A 15,013-nucleotide genomic window follows, 5' to 3' on the forward strand; every position below is an offset into this window, starting at 1 on the left:
GCGCTCGTTCGCCAGCACTTTGGGTGGTCAATTTGCCACGGAATCACCTGGTCAACTTCTCCGTATTATACAATAGAGGTACTTGGCCGCATTTTCCTTTTGGAGATGAAATGGGTCAAATCAGATCTGGCCGCCTCCGAATTATACGCCTTCATCGGGAAAATTGAGAATAAATTTCACGGCACACTTGGCATATTTATTTCCAGGAATGAGTTAAGCGAAAATTTCATTGGCGCTTTGAATAAGGGTCGCAGACAGTCCGTCATTGTCATTCATGGAGAGGACCTGGACATGATATTCAAAAGGGATTTTAAATTCAGGGAATACATCGCTCACGTCATCAAAATCCTTTCTTATGACAATGTCGTTCATTATCCAGTCAGTAAATTCTTAGAGACAAGAATTAAGCCGACGACAGATGCGCCCACCGCTGATATTAATAGTGACGCTCGACAATTTATCACTCAGCAACTACTTGGATCGGCTATCGATAAAGATCGCTTAGCTGCAGAACTTAGCTTAGGAGATGTTGACACATTTAACATTGTGTACAACTATGTACTAAATCATTACTATAAAGTTTTGCAAGATAGTCGAAGGACATTTGACCCAACGCGACGTCAAAACTTTAGAACTTTTCTTGAATTGTATCGTGCCGACAAGATGACTATGTTGAAACAAGCAGCTAACTTTTACAATAATCTTATCCCTGCACATTTCGAAGAATACGCCGCAGAGCCGTTTATCACTCTTTTTACCCCTTACTTTATAGGGCTTGCTGTTTCAGAAAGAAGCAAGTTTGAGCAATTTGTAGTCAAAAAATTTAGTGAGATCAGTCAATGGGATGATGAAAACAGAATCACAGAATTACTGGAACCGCTTTGGTCAATGTTGACACCTGTTACGAAAGAAGTATTGTCAGATTTTTATTTGGACATTTTTATTACAGACCGACTAGACAAGTTCGCTCAAAAAAGCTTTGCAAATAAACTTGTCGCATCAGGGGATATCAAAACCAACGAGATTAGTAAATGGCTAGATACCAAATTGATCAAAGCAGTTCAATCGTATTCGGGCCTGGTCTCAGAAGATACGATTAGAATGATCGCTTCCACCTACTCGCGTGTAGCAAGACCTCTCAACGTCGAATTAAAAGATTGGATTGCATTTGTCAGCGGAAGGATCAAGCTTCTCACTAAATCATAAGGAACAAAAAAGGTCAGCAATTGCTGACCTTTTTCAATATGAAAAAAATGATACTTATGCAGGAAGATTATCCGGACCAGTAATGATGAATCGCTTTCACATGATGGAAGCGATTCAAAGACTAAATCAATATTTCGTTGAATCTTTTAAATAGTTCGAACGCTGGTTGGTAAATGGTATTTGCCCCCCTCGAAGGAATTATTTAATGTTTTTTAAGCCATCTAAAAACATTAAAAGAGGCACAAGGTGTTCGACCCAAGTCCCTCCGGCTCCACCCAGAGGGAGAGTCTTAGAAAATCTCTCTTTTTTCATATATAAGTAGATTTTTGTCTTTGGACGAAGAAATTCCTTATGGTTCTGTTATCATGTACGATCTTATTTATGAGGTTGGCGGAAATAAACTCTAAATAGAAATAACGGTAATTTTTTCATCGTCAGCTGATCAAGCCAAGAGTATCGTCGGAATAAGTCGGCGTCAATCCTATTAACAGAAAAGCCAGACACATCGCGTGGCTTTTCTGCTTTTGGATTAAACTTTTATTGATTATCTACCACCGTCTCCACCGCATCCTGAACGGATTGCGGAAGGGCTGACAACAAGTTATAGCCGGTAGCAGATTCAATACTGCGCACGGTACAACGATAAGTTTTCCAATCGCTGTTGATCGTGTTAATATTTGGAGTATTGATCGCGATTACGCGGGTCGAGGACGTGATGCGTGCTAAGTCCCCATTACCATTTGGGATCACTACCGCCACTTTCCAAACGTTTGATGGCACGGCCACGTGACCATTATCAACCGAAGAAGCGGTACCACTTGAGCCAGTACCACCGGTACCATAGTTGCCCATCACAATATACACTTCGTTACCGGCAGTGACCAGTGAACGCAGGTAGTTCTCAAAGTTCGCCCAGGTCTGCTGGTTGTTATTCGGTGCCTGCGGGATCATATTGGTCATCAGGAAAGTCGCCTCATTGGCTGTAGTCGTTGTTGTGCGATCCGCGCTCGGACAGTTATGACCACGGTCAAAACCGCTGCCAGAATAACTGGTGCTTTGTACCGCATACCAGCCCGAAGGCAGGTTAGGGTCAGCACGGAAAGCGTCGGTGCGGGCGGTTGAACCCAGTGAACTAGCACCCAGATACCAGCTTACCCAGTTAGGTTCGCCGCGGGTGCTGTTATAACTTTCCACAAAATAGGTCTGGTCCCACAGGTAGTTGTTAGGGGCCATTGTTACACTCGATACCGCACCACTTGGGTTGCCCAGCAGCAGGTTGGTATTGTCACCGGTAGAACCGCCGCCACCCGAACCGCTATCATAGCTGTTAACGGTAAAGTCATCGATATTGATTCGGTTCGAGCCACCTGACACCTTACGTAACTGAAAGCGGATCGTACCCGATGTATTCACGGTAAAAGTAGCCGTAGCCAAAGTAGTTGATGAAGCCGTGATGGTTGAACCCACCTGGGTATAAGAAGAGCCGCTGTTGGTCGATTGCCATAACTGGAAAGTTGACGCGCCATCAGAACCGTAAACCGCATATTGCATGGTCACGGTGGAGGCACCGGTGTTCACATTAAAATTCATGGTCATGGTACCAGTGCTCGTGATACGTACGCTTTTGCTACCGTTCTTATGATCTGTACTCAGCGTACCGATCAAAGCATTGTCCATATTCCAGCTGCCGCTGCTTAACGACACGTCCGCTGCTGCATAAGCGCCTTTAGTACCAGACTCAAAAGTCTCATCAATGGTCTGGGTAATAGCTTCGGTTTTTAGTTTGGTGGTAGACACAGTCTGTTCAGCAACGGATACCGGTACAATGGTTTGATTTTTCGCACAGGAAGAAAGCAATAGCATAGCCGCCGCCGGCAGGGCAAGTAAATGTTTTAGTTTCATGTTAATGGTTTGTTTTTGAGCAGAAAAATAAAATTGCAACTCTTATATGAACCGGATGTTAAGGAGAGATGGCCAATTGATTAACCTTGCCAGGCTTGCTGTTTCCGGTTTTGTTATACGTTAAACACCCTTTAAAAGTTCTCGTTTTCTATCAAAATAAAAATGCTGTCATTTTTCCAAACAACAGCGTTTTAATAGAATCAAAGAAATATTTGGCTAATCAATCGGTCACGTGCATCAGTATGGTTTTCATTAACTTCTTTGCCTGACGTTCCTGGGTAGCCCTGTCATAGTGAATGAATCCTACTAATATGGGTTTATTTATTTCCGTATCGCTGACAAACGAATATTCGCCGATGTTTTTTCCGTCTGATTTTCTGTCGCTGTCAATAATTAAAAATTTTTTGCTATCGTAGACTTCAATATTTGCCGATTGGATTTTTAAGATATTCCTCAACTGGTATACTCTCGTGGCTTTGTATTTGTCCAGTGGTACACCTTTAAGTTGCTCATCAGTGTTTTGTGTTAAAACGATTAACATATCCTGGTAGGAGTAAACCGCATCAGCAACCTGAAATGCCTTTCTTCCGCCTGTCAACTGATCTTTGGGTACAACCACCGCACCAGGCGGCATTTTTATATTGATGTTATGGTTGACTTGGTACTGCTTTAGTTTGCAGGAGGTTATAAGGAATAAAAAAAGTAAGTTTAAGAGAAATAGCTTTTTCATGTTTATCGTTGTTAAATTAATTTGGACATGGTGTTGCTGCAATATTATTGCCTGTATTGTCTAATGTATATGCTTTAAATTCAGTATCATTTTTGCCTTTTTCATATAGAGAAATGCTACCCGGAAAGGATTTTAACAATGGCCGCCACCGCATAATATTGGAGATCTTTCAGCTTTACCATAAATATCTCGTAAAAATGGCATTTAATGCTGGCCAACGTGCTCAAAAAATCAACAAGGTTTTACAACGGGCATAGAGATCATTGAGGTATTTGTTGCAATCTATGATCAACGCGAGCAAACTATAAACCACAAAAGCTCCCGGATTTTTCCGGGAGCTTTTGTGGTTTATGGAATTTTTAAATAATACTTATTACAAACCGGGAGCTTTGGTAGCAAAGTCGTAGCTTGTCCAGGCGAAGGCAGATTTGTCAGCACCTGTGTTGCCAGTATTGTTGAATACCAGTTTGGAGAAGTCGCTAAATGCATATCCCGGGTAAGAACCGGTAGCAGCAAAATTTGAACCCGGAATAGGGCTGCCGGTAGATGTTGTTACACCAGTTGCACCGATGAAGTTAGGACCTGTGTAGTTCATATCGATCTTAACGTCAGAAGCAAGAGCTGGGCCTGTACCGTCGTTAAATTTGATCAAACCGTTTGTTGGAGCGGCAGCCGTAGCAGCCCAAAGAACTTTTGCATTGTTGATGGTTATTTTACAACCGGTACGGTAGGTGAAACCTGCACGAAGTGCATAAGCAGGACTACCTGAAGTGCCTGAATCATTACCGTTAGCATTATAAACGCCTACTGAAAGGTTTGTGAAAGTAGGATTTGACAAGTTAGTTGTAATTGCAGGAGTAGAAGCTAAGTCAGAGAAACCACCGTCGCCTTCCATCATACCAGAACCGTTAGTAATGTCTGTAAATCCGGCTTCACGAACTTCGATAACATTGGTAGCAGTACCATTCCAACCTAAACACCAGTCAAAAGTATCGTCAGCAGAGTTTACCACCAAAACGTTACTAACGTTTACGGTGCCGCCAAAGAATTCGATATTGTCATCAGAACCATCGTGTAACCAAAGATTTTTAAGCGTTGTTCCTGTTCCTTGTGCATACAGAGATAGGTTGTTGCCTTCTTTTGTAGCATTGATACGCGCACCTGCGTAACCAATTTCTACATATTCCAGATCACCTGAACCATCGGCATTATTATTACCACCATAAAGTGCGTCGCCGATTTCTGTTGTTTGTGTATAAGAACCGTCTCTTGTTCCGGTAGCAGCATTTACAAGCGTAGCTTTGCCACACAAGAACACACCCATCCAATCTCCAGGTTTTTTGGTTGCAGAAATGAAACGGATCGGTGCAGCAGCAGTACCTACCGCATTTAGTTTACCACCTTGATTTACCTCTACAGATATGCTGGTAGCAGCAGTTCCACTGGTAGACGTTGCGGTAACGGTAGTACCGGGGCTCATTGTTAATGTGGCACCGTCCACAACAATTAAACGTCCTGTAAGTTTATAATTACCGGCGGGCAAAGTAAAGCTTCCGTTTACTTTGCCTTGCAGGTTGTTTGCATCGTAGTCGGGGTCTGTTAATGATGAGATATAGCCGTCTTTTGTTCCGGTGGGGGTAGTACCATCGCCACCCGGGGTGTTAGTGTCGTCTTTTTTACTGCACGACGCAAACGCTAACGCAATTGCGGCCAACATAAACATTTTTTTCATGATCTTTTGTTGTTTTAAAATTGATATTGAATACTTGAGTGATTATAAATGACTATAAATGCCAGCTAAGCCCTAAAAACAGTGTGATGCCTCTTTTATAGCTGCTTATCAATACGTCTGTTGTTTTGCCGGTCACGTTTGATGTGGATCTCTGTGTTAGTTCAAACTTTGGATCCAGGAGGTTTCTTCCGCCAAGATTTATCGTTAATTTGGATCTCTTCAACCCAAAGCTGTTGATGATATCAAGTGAAGGAACTGCTTTCTCCAGCACATTTTCACGGCCTGTTGTTCCTACAGAGAATACTTTGTCGTAAGCATAGTTAAACACCAGGGTGGATAAAAGCGATGTTTTATCGTTATCCATGCTGTAACTCAGATCAGAGTTAATGAGCAGGGGAGAAGCGCCCTGCATTTTTCCTTTTTGGTTGGTAAATGTAGCCGATACAAGACCCGTTGTTACGTCGGTTTGGTCTTCCTGGCTATACAGATAAGAAGCGTTGAATCCGAAAGAAAGATCGCTGGTGCTTTTTTTGCCTTTAAAAGTGTATAAGGTTTTCCTTAATTCCACTTCTGCGCCTGCAACGTTAGCGCTTTTTGTATTCACATAAGAGTAATCAAGCCCCGGTGTGTTCATGATCATTCTCACGATCGGATTTTGGATGTTCTTGTAAAAAGCGCCCACAGAAATAATCTCTTTTCTCGATAAATAATGATCATACTTCAAATCAACATTGTGATCTTTTGAGGGTGACAAATACGGGTTTCCGCGTTCATTGAAGTTGATGTCGTTATACAGAAAATTTGCCATTTCCTTAAACTGCGGCATGGTGTAAGTTTCGCTTGCTGCAAAACGCAACGCGTTGTTGTCGTTGAAGCTGTATTTCATATTTAAGCTGGGCAGCAAATAATTTTTGTCAATAAGCGATGGCGGTGTAGTAAGATCTGTTACTGTACTGGTAATGTTGGTATTCCAGGTGATAGTTTGTTTTACATTTTCGCTTCGCAAACCCGCTTCTATAATGAAGTTCTCGCTTACAGGATAAACTAATTGCGCGTAGCCGGCGCCAATTTTGCGATGACCGATGTAATACATCGGGTCTAAGTTGGAGCTGTTCCATAAAGTAATGAGTTTGAACGCTCCTGCGCTAAGGTTTTGCTGGTTTAGTGCAGCATCGGGGTTGTTCGGGTCAACGCTCAAACCGCCTTGCTGGTAGTCGAACTCCGTAAAATTGAAGGTCCTGTCTGTTTTTCTGTAATTACCACCCAAAGTCAAAACCACCGGAAAATTTGCATCCGGGTTAAATTGATAATTTACCTCTGCTTTTGTACCCAGATCATTTTCGTCAAGTAAAGAGAAAAAGCGGTTGTTATCTCCCGGAGAATTTGCACTTAAAATATAGCTTCCGGAAGCCGTCATGGCATAGGCATTGGTTTTTCTGTCCGGTTCAGTTCCACGCAAAGTACTGTACACTGTGCCGATGTTTGCGCTAATTTTACTACTGAATTTATAGTCTGCCAATAGCTGATTGGAGAATAAATTGTTGCTATTGTTTTGTTGGCGGACGATTAGCGAATTCTCAGCATCGGCCGAGCCCAGATTATCGTTAATGTCTTTATTGTATCCTAAATAATTTCCTACAAATTGCGCGTCGCTATGAATAAAAAGCGAATTCAACGAAACACTGCCTTTAGTATGTCTGAATTTTGCATTACCGAGTAAGGACTGTGTAGTTTTGTAATCGTAGCGTTTCACGTCCATAGCCTGCTGGTAATCGCCCGTGTTTGTGGCTTGACCGATGAAACCTGTCCTGTACGAATAATCGCTCACATTGCTGGCCACGCCAAACAATGAAAGTGAGTTGGTGCTCTTACCCAAATTGAACTTACGGCCACCGCTGATGTTGAAGCTTGTATTTATCGGACTTAAGGCTTTTTCGGTTTGAAAACCCGAATTAAAAGTGTACCGGGTCAAATCGGTGATCGGGGTGTTCCTTCCATTTTTAAGGAAGCCAAAATAACTGAAAGCGCCATCTGCAACCGCAAACCTGCTTGCCGAAACGGCATTGCTATTAACTCCGCCCTCAAAATAAATACTGAAAAAGCGGCGATCTTCCAGCTCTTTTGAAGAAATATCAATGTTCGCTCCGGCATTATCTCCGTAAAGAGGTGCGCCGAACGTTTTATTGACGTTAATGTTTCTGATGATATTGGACTGAAAAAAATCCAAAGAAATATTTTTGTACAATGGATCTTCTGAAGGCAGCGGTAGCCCGTTGAGAGATGTAGAATTGTATCTGTCGCCAAGTCCGCGCACAAACACGTTCTTGGTGCTTTCCAATTTAACGATCCCGGCCGTTTTTGTAACAGCAGCAGCGGCATTAGAAACGCCTTTCTTAGCCATTTCCTGCGAACCGATGGCCTGTTTCATTTCTACAGACCTTTTCTGCTCTGCAAGCAGTGCAGTTTCTTTTTCACGACTAGCCTTTGATTGGACTATGACCACCTCCTTCAACTGTTTACCCTGGTGCTCAAGAGTGATATTTAAGGTAGTAACCTGGTCTGCCTGCACCTGTACTTCGCTGATGGATCGGCTTTTGTAACCCACATACTGTATTGACAGGGCATAGGTGCCAGGCGCTATATTTAGTACGTAGTCGCCATTAACATTGACAACCGCGCCCTTGGTTGTACCTTGTATCAATAAGTTAGCACCAATAAGGTTTTCACCGGTTTTAGCGTCAGTGATCTTGCCTGATATTTTGCCTGTAATTTGCGCTTGTGCAGAACTGTAGAAGACACACGCAAGTATTGTAATAAGTAAGTAGGAGCGTAAAATTTTTACCATAAATTTTTGATTGCAAAAGTATTTTGAGTTACTTTTAATCACGATGAATCGCCGTTATCATTAAAACAAGTGTTTTTCAATGCATGGTTAAGAATGGTTAAATGGCATAACCATTCTTTATGCGGTACGATCTTGTTATTTTTTGTTTAGTAGCTTCGAGTACCGTTATCGGGCAATCGTTTTTTAATATTTCTTCAGCAAAAATATCGCTGTAGAATTCCTTCTTCAGATCTGTTAAGTTGATGTCGAGCGCATGGGAAAGGGTTTCCAGCTTTTCTATCCTTAATTTTTTCTTACCACATTCAATACGGCTTAAGTGGGCTCTTGCTATACCTAAGTGGCTAGCCAGAATGGTTTGAGATAGGCCTGCAGTTATACGGCATGCCTTAATAAAATGCCCGAAACTATTTAGCGGCATGCTTCAGCCTCCTCCTCAACTTTATTGCCATAACTTTCGACTAGGTTTTCTTTTACGAGCCGTATCTCGTTCATCGTTGATAGGTTATCATTGATCTTCTTGAGCACGCTAAGGCAATTGTACATCTCCTGCCAGCTAATGTCTGTAAGTACATGTTTCTCGAAATGTTCAAAAGCCGCCTTCAGTTTAAAAATGGCATTTTCCGCTTTAGATGTAAACGTAATAAGTTTGCCACGGCGATCTTTGTAATTAACCTCTCGCTTCACATAACCTTTAGCTTCAAGGGCGTTAATAATTACGGCCATGTTAGACTTTTCAACGCTTAGTTGTTCGCAAAGTAGTTTTTGCGTGGCTTTCCCATTAAACCGTATCAGAATGATAATAACCTGGTAATGATGCTGTAGGTCTGTTTCGGAAAGTAATTGATATAAATAACTGTGAAAAGACTTGTGTACGAGCATGGCCTGCAAGCCAAACTCTTCTCCAAATTCCATAAAGTGAAAAAATTAACCAGATCACTTAAAGAGTGATCGGTGTGTTCAACAATAAATAAGCTTAGGGGTATTGAAGCTTTATTGTTGATCTTTTCAGATGAGAAGCAGCCTGTTAAGCAGATAGATCGGCGGAAACGGTGGGTAGGAAAAATGCTGGTTTAATTGAGAAGCAACACGTTTAACGCCTTGTAAGCAAAGCATTAAACTTGCTAATACGATCACCGCAAACAACAAAACGTTTATTTCGCACTTTACCGTGCTTGGCGGCAATGAGAGCTGGCGGTTTGCAATTAAAGTCCAAGTTGAATTATGTAAATGAATAGTACATAAATTATGCCTTTCGATAGTAATACGGTTGTGGCAAGGCTCTTTGGCTATTACAGAAAAAAGCGGATTGAGCACTAAGATATAGATGCTCAGCAGTAGGAGTGATACCGCTTTTAATTTTTTTTTCATTATTCAACCAAGGCAATAATAACTGCAGTGTGTAAATATTAAGTTGTATTTAGGTTAAGATATTGCAAATCTGTAGAACATACCTGATGCTGTCTATCGGCTGACTTATGGAAGGTTGAGCACAATGAGCGATTAAGCTATTGCCTAATTCACTTTTAAAATAGCAATGCTTAGCGTGTTACAAAACATCTCTGTCATTTGTTGAAAATTGTGAAAAACCAAACTGGCATACTATTCTATTCAAAAAGATAACAAGCACTTGTGCAACCAGTTACCGAACAAAGCCTCAAGTCGGAAGATTTAAGGCTTTGTTACTTCTTAGGAAGAGGGTACATACAGATGGACGGAGGGCTTTCTTATATAGCATTCCGGGGCTTGAAAGCACTTCAGGATGGTAATCCTGCCTGGGGGGGGGCTACAATCTAATATAGAGTAACTTAACAAGGATGATCGTTAATTTTAGCACCCAAGGGAACAAATTCTAACAGTCATAAATTATGGCTGTCTCAGGTAAAAAAGAAGCGCTGTTTTGGGACAGCGCTTATACAAGGTGAATAAATTTTTTACTTCGCAGCGTCGCGCAGTGCCTTTACTTCGTCATGCGCGGCATTGACGCCACTCTGCTGACGGCTCACTATTTCGCGGGCCTGGGCGCTTAATTCCGGGTCTTCCAGGGCATCGCGGTAAGCTTTCTTAATGGCGTCTTCTCCGCGTTCGGCTTCTGAGAGGATGCTTTCGCGGGTGCTGCCGCCAAAAATGGATTTCACGTCTATCCAGGCGCGATGCAGACTACCGGCCATACTGGTGCCGGTTTCCACGTCATTGTCTTCGGCACCAACCAAAGCTGAAAGTTCCTGGCTATTCTCACGACTCTGCGCCGCGTAACGCTGGAAGATTTCCTTCAGGTCGATGTTCTCGTCGTTAATGTCAGCTATCGCTTTTTCAAAACCGGCGATACGGTCGTTGTTGATCTCGATCAGTTCGTTCAGAACCGAGGTTGTTTTGGTTTCCATAAAATAGATAAATGATTAATTGATTTTAAATTACTCCACTTCTGCCGCGGCAGCTTTGTTCACATAGTTCTCGGCCACTTCGGTCAATAAGGAATCAGCCGTTTTTTCTTCTTTAAGGGTTTCTTCCAGCAAACTGGCAGCTTCAGTATAACCTAACGTGGTAGCCAGCGTGCGCAGCGTGCCATAAGATGCAATTTCATAGTGCTCCACTTTCTGGGCAGCCGAGATAATGGCCACATCACGCACTTCGGTGCCTTTCTCTGTTTCTTTCAGCAGTTCGTCGGCTTCTTTCAGCAGGCCGTCCATCGCTTCGCATTTCACGGCTTTAGCTTTCTCGCCAATGCTTTCAAATACTTTTTCCAAACGGGCTACCTGGTTTTCAGTTTGCGTAAGATGCTCTTCGATGGTTTTCTTTAGTTCGTCCGAAGTTGCGCCCTTGCTCATTTTTGGCAGGGCTTTTACCAGGTGTTGCTCAGCCCAGTAAATGTCTTTCAGTTCATCGATGAACAATTCTTTCAGCGCGCTTTCCGCTTCGGGAGAGCGTTCGGCTTTCATTTGCTTTTTGGTTGCCATAGGTCTTGTCTTTTTGTTTTGATGTATGGTAAAAACGTTGCGAAAAAATACTTTGTTTTAAAAAAAATTAATTGAAACGATAGTTAAATCTGGTATGATAATCGCTGGTTAAATATTATGAAGATCATCAAACTTAATCCGAAAACTAAAAAAAGTATTCAGCTAGCAATAGTGACCGCTTTTTTGTACAGGGACGCGAATGTTTTTAAAAACACACGCCTGCAATTCCTGAAAAATAATCCTGATTTTTTTAATAACTCTTCGGGCCTGACGGCTTAAGTCATGTATAAAAATTTACTACGGATGGCTGGTGCGACCGCTCTTATCGGTTACCTGATGTTTGGCAACAAACTGCGAATGGTATTGAAAGACCGCGTTAAAGACTGGAGTGCAGATCTGATGAGCCGGGAATGTGGTCTCACGAAAGAGCTGACCCGTCCGGCCGTAGATATGGTATTGGATTAATGCCGATGTACCAGCCTGTTCAATGTTTGCAGATTTTGCACCGCAGCGCCCAGGGTATTGTTAAAGTATGCGTAAAGCGTTCTGCCTTCGGCCAGCCAGTCCTGTATGTAAGTAGCATGTTCCTGCAAATAGTCGCCGGTGTAGCTGCCGCGATAACCAGGCTCCGGGCCATGGAACCGCAGAAATACATGCTGCGCCGTTAATACCAGCGGCGCTGCCGATTTTTGCATATCATGCGCTACCATTGCTGCATTGAAGCTGCGCAACAACTGATAGACTTCTTCTCTATACCAGCCTTTATGCCGAAACTCTATTGCCAACTGCCAGCCGTAAGGCTGCAATGCGGTAAGTAAGGCGGTCAATTGCAACAAGTCAGGCCCGAATTTAGGCGGGAGTTGCACCAGCAGACAGCCACGTTTACCGCTTGTACTGACAGCATCCATGAATGCAGGTAAGGGTTGCATATTAAACCTTCCCGGCAATTCATGCGTTACGGATTGATGTATTTTAAAGGTAAACCTGAAATCATCAGGCACTTCGCCCGACCATTTCTGTACTGTTCGTGCTTGTGGCATCCGGTAAAAACTGGCGTTGATCTCGATAGAATTGAACAGCGAGGCATAATAAGTTAACCGCGATCCTTCCCTGAACTCCTCCGGGAAGAAGGATTTGTTTTTGACGAGCAACATTAGGTTGCTGGTGCCTGCATAATAGTTTTGCATCTATTTAGGGGTTTTCCCGAAAAGCTCCCGAAGTTTGCCTTTCGCTTTTTCCAATACCTCTTTTTCCGAATGATCCAGGTTCTTGCCGGCGCGGTTTTCATAAAAGGTCAGCATAGACATCGCGCTGCGGTAAGGCGACGATTTTCGGCGGTTACTGCTTTCTGCGGAATGCTTTAGCGAGGCCGCGATCTTATCCGGATCGCCCGATTTGAAAACGTCTTTTTCCAGGTCGAGGGCGTTGCTGTGTGTGGTCACTTCACCCGACCATTTTTTTGCTGTCGTCATAATTTTCAGATTTCTACCGGGTTCAGTACTTCATCTGTAGCGGGCTGGGGCACTTCGATTTCTTCAAGTTCCAGTGTACCCAGATCACCGAACTCATGTATTCTGATAGCTTTCATTTTTGTTTAATGTTTCTTCTTCGGTACTTTTGCACCTTCTTTACGCGCCTCAGATAAACCGATGGCAATTGCCTGTTTTCTACTGGTCACTTTTTTACCGCTGCCACTTTTGAGCGTACCTTCCTTTTCCTCGTGTAAAGCTTTATGGACCTTGTCCTGCGCTTTGTCTGAATATTTGGCCATGATTTTATTTATTAATTTGTTTTTCAATACGCGCACGCTGGTTGCCTGACCACTCTTTCGCCGCCTTAACCGCTTTGGTGCTGCTGTCGGTTTTATTCGTGGGGCTGATCCGATACGAAACGGCGCTCCACTTTACTGCCTCTGGTACTCATAATTATATGAATGTTTATATTGTTTATTAGCCATTGACCACTTCGCCGCCATTAACATGGATGACCTGCCCCGTAATGAAAGAAGCGTCATCAGAAGCGAGGAAGACATAAGCCGGGCCAAGCTCGGACGGCTGACCGGCCCGCTTCATCGCTGTTTCACTGCCAAAGCTCTTGATCTTTTCTTCGCCAAAACTGGATACGATCAGCGGCGTCCAAACCGGGCCGGGCGCCACTGCATTTACGCGGATACCCTTTTCGGTAAGGTTGGTAGCGAGTGATCTGGTAAATGTGGTGATAGCCCCTTTGGTGGAAGAATAATCAATTAACGATGGTGACGAGCGGTAGGCGGTCACCGAGGTGGTATTGATGATACAATCGCCGACTTCCAGGTGCTCCAGTGCGGCTTCAGCAAAATAGAAATAGGCGAAGATGTTAGTGCGAAAAGTCGTATCAAGCTGTTCCTCGTCAATAGCCTTCACATCCTTTTGCGGGAACTGCATCCCTGCATTGTTGACCAAAATATTGAGCCGGCCATATTCCTGAACTGCCTTCGCTACTGCCTTTTTGCAGAAATCGGCTTTCTTGACATCGCCTTTTATGAGCAGGCATTTTTTACCCGCTACTTCCACCAGGCGCTGCGTTTCTTTGGCGTCAATATCTTCGTCCAGATAGACGATAGCGATATCCGCACCTTCCTCCGCGAAATGCACGGCCACCGCACGGCCGATGCCGCTGTCGCCGCCGGTAATCAGGGCAACCTTGTCCTGTAACTTTCCGGCAGCCTTATAGCTATCCTTGATATATTCCGGCGCCGGGTTCATCGTGGCCTCGATGCCGGGTTGTTTGTTTTGCTTTTTAGGTGTTTGGGTTGCAGTTGCCATTGTGGTGTTAATTATTAATTAAAAAATTAACCACTGGATTGGTATTAAGTTTTCGTTTTTTTGCGAATGGCGCTGATCTCGCCGTTACGCTCCATGTAAACTTCATCGATCTCCTTTATATCTTCGGTCAGTGCCGAGCGGCGCACACCTTGCATCAGGTCTTCTTTACAGATAAGGGCGCGACGCATTTCGTCGTGATCGAATTTACCGTCGTGATAGAGCCGGAATTTATGGCCTTCCGTCCAGTGGCTGAAACGTTTGTTGCGGGAACCCAGCCACGCAAAGAACCGGTGCAGCAGAACGATAACGAAGCAGGCCGTAACGACGGAGAGAAAAGGCGACGCGCCTACCACGGCCCGGCTCATAATGGCGCCAAGCAGAATGGTAATGATATTATCCAGCGGCATGCGCAGACCGAAAGAACGCCGACCGGAGATGCGGATCAGCACTAGGGCGATGAGGAAGAAGGCCGCACCCCGGCAACTCATTTGCAGAACGTTTAGTTGTTCGCCTGCTCCAAAAATATAAACCCAGGCATTCATGTTGTTAACGGTTACTTAATCATAAAAACACATTCATGGCGGAATGTTTGAAATCGCAAGCATTTCAGGTACCCGGTTTGTTGTTTTTAGGTTAAATACTTTTCTTATGAAAGAGTCGGAAGAATCATCAGGCACCGCGCGCAGGGGGACTGACGCAACTTCGCCTGGGTAGCAGCGTTTATGCTTTCGTCTTTGCTGTAGGTGTGCCAAGCCTTAATGTCAGCCACGAGGTGGTGCACCTGAACCGTTGTACGCTCTGGCCAATGCGTGCACCAAATGAATCGGTACGCAGCTATGC

At 43.7% G+C, this 15,013-nt stretch carries 16 protein-coding genes; 2 read left to right on the plus strand and 14 right to left on the minus strand.

The window, feature by feature from the left end; genetic code table 11:
• Positions 1 to 105: 105 nt before the first annotated feature.
• Positions 106 to 1,206 (plus strand): hypothetical protein, encoded by a 1,101-nt coding sequence (locus ABZR88_RS08125; protein WP_369434716.1) that lies wholly within the window; start codon positions 106 to 108, stop codon positions 1,204 to 1,206.
• Between the two features lie 537 nt (positions 1,207 to 1,743).
• Here ABZR88_RS08125 and ABZR88_RS08130 read toward each other — a convergent pair.
• The 9 genes from ABZR88_RS08130 to ABZR88_RS08170 form a co-directional block, all read right to left on the minus strand.
• The gene (locus ABZR88_RS08130) at positions 1,744 to 3,108 is read right to left on the minus strand and encodes a DNA/RNA non-specific endonuclease (RefSeq protein WP_211309803.1); all 1,365 of its coding nucleotides are present in this window, start codon (positions 3,106 to 3,108) and stop codon (positions 1,744 to 1,746) included.
• A 220-nt stretch (positions 3,109 to 3,328) separates the two neighbouring features.
• Positions 3,329 to 3,838 (minus strand): hypothetical protein, encoded by a 510-nt coding sequence (locus ABZR88_RS08135; RefSeq protein WP_107828489.1) that lies wholly within the window; start codon positions 3,836 to 3,838, stop codon positions 3,329 to 3,331.
• Positions 3,839 to 4,211: 373 nt separating this feature from the next.
• On the minus strand, positions 4,212 to 5,570 hold the full coding sequence (locus ABZR88_RS08140) for a hypothetical protein (protein WP_107828490.1): 1,359 nt from the start codon (positions 5,568 to 5,570) through the stop codon (positions 4,212 to 4,214).
• Positions 5,571 to 5,622: 52 nt separating this feature from the next.
• Positions 5,623 to 8,415, minus strand: a complete 2,793-nt coding sequence (locus ABZR88_RS08145; RefSeq protein ID WP_107828491.1) for a TonB-dependent receptor — start codon at positions 8,413 to 8,415, stop codon at positions 5,623 to 5,625.
• A gap of 97 nt (positions 8,416 to 8,512) precedes the next feature.
• On the minus strand, positions 8,513 to 8,833 hold the full coding sequence (locus ABZR88_RS08150) for a helix-turn-helix domain-containing protein (protein WP_107828492.1): 321 nt from the start codon (positions 8,831 to 8,833) through the stop codon (positions 8,513 to 8,515).
• Positions 8,824 to 9,327, minus strand: coding sequence for a MarR family winged helix-turn-helix transcriptional regulator (locus ABZR88_RS08155; protein ID WP_107828493.1), 504 nt, complete (start codon positions 9,325 to 9,327; stop codon positions 8,824 to 8,826). Before ABZR88_RS08155 ends, ABZR88_RS08150 begins: the two co-directional genes overlap by 10 nt.
• Positions 9,328 to 9,420: 93 nt before the next feature.
• Positions 9,421 to 9,783, minus strand: a complete 363-nt coding sequence (locus ABZR88_RS08160) for a hypothetical protein (RefSeq protein WP_107828494.1) — start codon at positions 9,781 to 9,783, stop codon at positions 9,421 to 9,423.
• Between the two features lie 563 nt (positions 9,784 to 10,346).
• Positions 10,347 to 10,796, minus strand: coding sequence for a PA2169 family four-helix-bundle protein (locus tag ABZR88_RS08165; RefSeq protein WP_107828495.1), 450 nt, complete (start codon positions 10,794 to 10,796; stop codon positions 10,347 to 10,349).
• A 30-nt stretch (positions 10,797 to 10,826) separates the two neighbouring features.
• A complete protein-coding gene (locus ABZR88_RS08170; RefSeq protein WP_107828496.1) occupies positions 10,827 to 11,369 on the minus strand; it encodes a ferritin-like domain-containing protein in 543 nt (180 codons plus the stop codon).
• A gap of 282 nt (positions 11,370 to 11,651) precedes the next feature.
• Between ABZR88_RS08170 and ABZR88_RS08175 the strand changes: the two genes are divergently transcribed.
• On the plus strand, positions 11,652 to 11,834 hold the full coding sequence (locus ABZR88_RS08175) for a hypothetical protein (protein ID WP_146166525.1): 183 nt from the start codon (positions 11,652 to 11,654) through the stop codon (positions 11,832 to 11,834).
• Here ABZR88_RS08175 and ABZR88_RS08180 read toward each other — a convergent pair.
• The 5 genes from ABZR88_RS08180 to ABZR88_RS08200 form a co-directional block, all read right to left on the minus strand.
• The gene (locus tag ABZR88_RS08180; RefSeq protein WP_107828497.1) at positions 11,831 to 12,556 is read right to left on the minus strand and encodes a DUF72 domain-containing protein; all 726 of its coding nucleotides are present in this window, start codon (positions 12,554 to 12,556) and stop codon (positions 11,831 to 11,833) included. The two genes, ABZR88_RS08175 and ABZR88_RS08180, sit on opposite strands and share 4 nt — an antisense overlap.
• Positions 12,557 to 12,841 (minus strand): DUF3175 domain-containing protein, encoded by a 285-nt coding sequence (locus tag ABZR88_RS08185; protein WP_107828498.1) that lies wholly within the window; start codon positions 12,839 to 12,841, stop codon positions 12,557 to 12,559.
• A 122-nt stretch (positions 12,842 to 12,963) separates the two neighbouring features.
• The gene (locus tag ABZR88_RS08190; protein WP_369434717.1) at positions 12,964 to 13,140 is read right to left on the minus strand and encodes a DUF6496 domain-containing protein; all 177 of its coding nucleotides are present in this window, start codon (positions 13,138 to 13,140) and stop codon (positions 12,964 to 12,966) included.
• A gap of 178 nt (positions 13,141 to 13,318) precedes the next feature.
• Positions 13,319 to 14,173, minus strand: a complete 855-nt coding sequence (locus ABZR88_RS08195; protein WP_107828499.1) for an SDR family oxidoreductase — start codon at positions 14,171 to 14,173, stop codon at positions 13,319 to 13,321.
• A gap of 44 nt (positions 14,174 to 14,217) precedes the next feature.
• Positions 14,218 to 14,715 (minus strand): DUF421 domain-containing protein, encoded by a 498-nt coding sequence (locus tag ABZR88_RS08200; protein ID WP_107828500.1) that lies wholly within the window; start codon positions 14,713 to 14,715, stop codon positions 14,218 to 14,220.
• Positions 14,716 to 15,013 lie beyond the last annotated feature (298 nt).

Origin of the sequence: Mucilaginibacter yixingensis (assembly GCF_041080815.1) — a bacterium.
In the GTDB taxonomy this organism is placed as follows: Bacteria; Bacteroidota; Bacteroidia; order Sphingobacteriales; family Sphingobacteriaceae; genus Mucilaginibacter; species Mucilaginibacter yixingensis.

Excerpts from the sequence above, each read along its gene's own strand:
- ABZR88_RS08185 (WP_107828498.1), bottom strand. The coding sequence starts at position 12,841 with ATGACGACAGCAAAAAAATGGTCGGGTGAAGTGACCACACACAGCAAC.
- ABZR88_RS08180 (WP_107828497.1), bottom strand. The coding sequence starts at position 12,556 with ATGCAAAACTATTATGCAGGCACCAGCAACCTAATGTTGCTCGTCAAA.
- ABZR88_RS08125 (WP_369434716.1), top strand. The coding sequence starts at position 106 with ATGAAATGGGTCAAATCAGATCTGGCCGCCTCCGAATTATACGCCTTC.
- ABZR88_RS08190 (WP_369434717.1), bottom strand. The coding sequence starts at position 13,140 with ATGGCCAAATATTCAGACAAAGCGCAGGACAAGGTCCATAAAGCTTTA.
- ABZR88_RS08200 (WP_107828500.1), bottom strand. The coding sequence starts at position 14,715 with ATGAATGCCTGGGTTTATATTTTTGGAGCAGGCGAACAACTAAACGTT.
- ABZR88_RS08155 (WP_107828493.1), bottom strand. The coding sequence starts at position 9,327 with ATGGAATTTGGAGAAGAGTTTGGCTTGCAGGCCATGCTCGTACACAAG.
- ABZR88_RS08130 (WP_211309803.1), bottom strand. The coding sequence starts at position 3,108 with ATGAAACTAAAACATTTACTTGCCCTGCCGGCGGCGGCTATGCTATTG.
- ABZR88_RS08175 (WP_146166525.1), top strand. The coding sequence starts at position 11,652 with ATGTATAAAAATTTACTACGGATGGCTGGTGCGACCGCTCTTATCGGT.
- ABZR88_RS08170 (WP_107828496.1), bottom strand. The coding sequence starts at position 11,369 with ATGGCAACCAAAAAGCAAATGAAAGCCGAACGCTCTCCCGAAGCGGAA.
- ABZR88_RS08145 (WP_107828491.1), bottom strand. The coding sequence starts at position 8,415 with ATGGTAAAAATTTTACGCTCCTACTTACTTATTACAATACTTGCGTGT.
- ABZR88_RS08195 (WP_107828499.1), bottom strand. The coding sequence starts at position 14,173 with ATGGCAACTGCAACCCAAACACCTAAAAAGCAAAACAAACAACCCGGC.
- ABZR88_RS08140 (WP_107828490.1), bottom strand. The coding sequence starts at position 5,570 with ATGAAAAAAATGTTTATGTTGGCCGCAATTGCGTTAGCGTTTGCGTCG.
- ABZR88_RS08135 (WP_107828489.1), bottom strand. The coding sequence starts at position 3,838 with ATGAAAAAGCTATTTCTCTTAAACTTACTTTTTTTATTCCTTATAACC.
- ABZR88_RS08160 (WP_107828494.1), bottom strand. The coding sequence starts at position 9,783 with ATGAAAAAAAAATTAAAAGCGGTATCACTCCTACTGCTGAGCATCTAT.
- ABZR88_RS08150 (WP_107828492.1), bottom strand. The coding sequence starts at position 8,833 with ATGCCGCTAAATAGTTTCGGGCATTTTATTAAGGCATGCCGTATAACT.
- ABZR88_RS08165 (WP_107828495.1), bottom strand. The coding sequence starts at position 10,796 with ATGGAAACCAAAACAACCTCGGTTCTGAACGAACTGATCGAGATCAAC.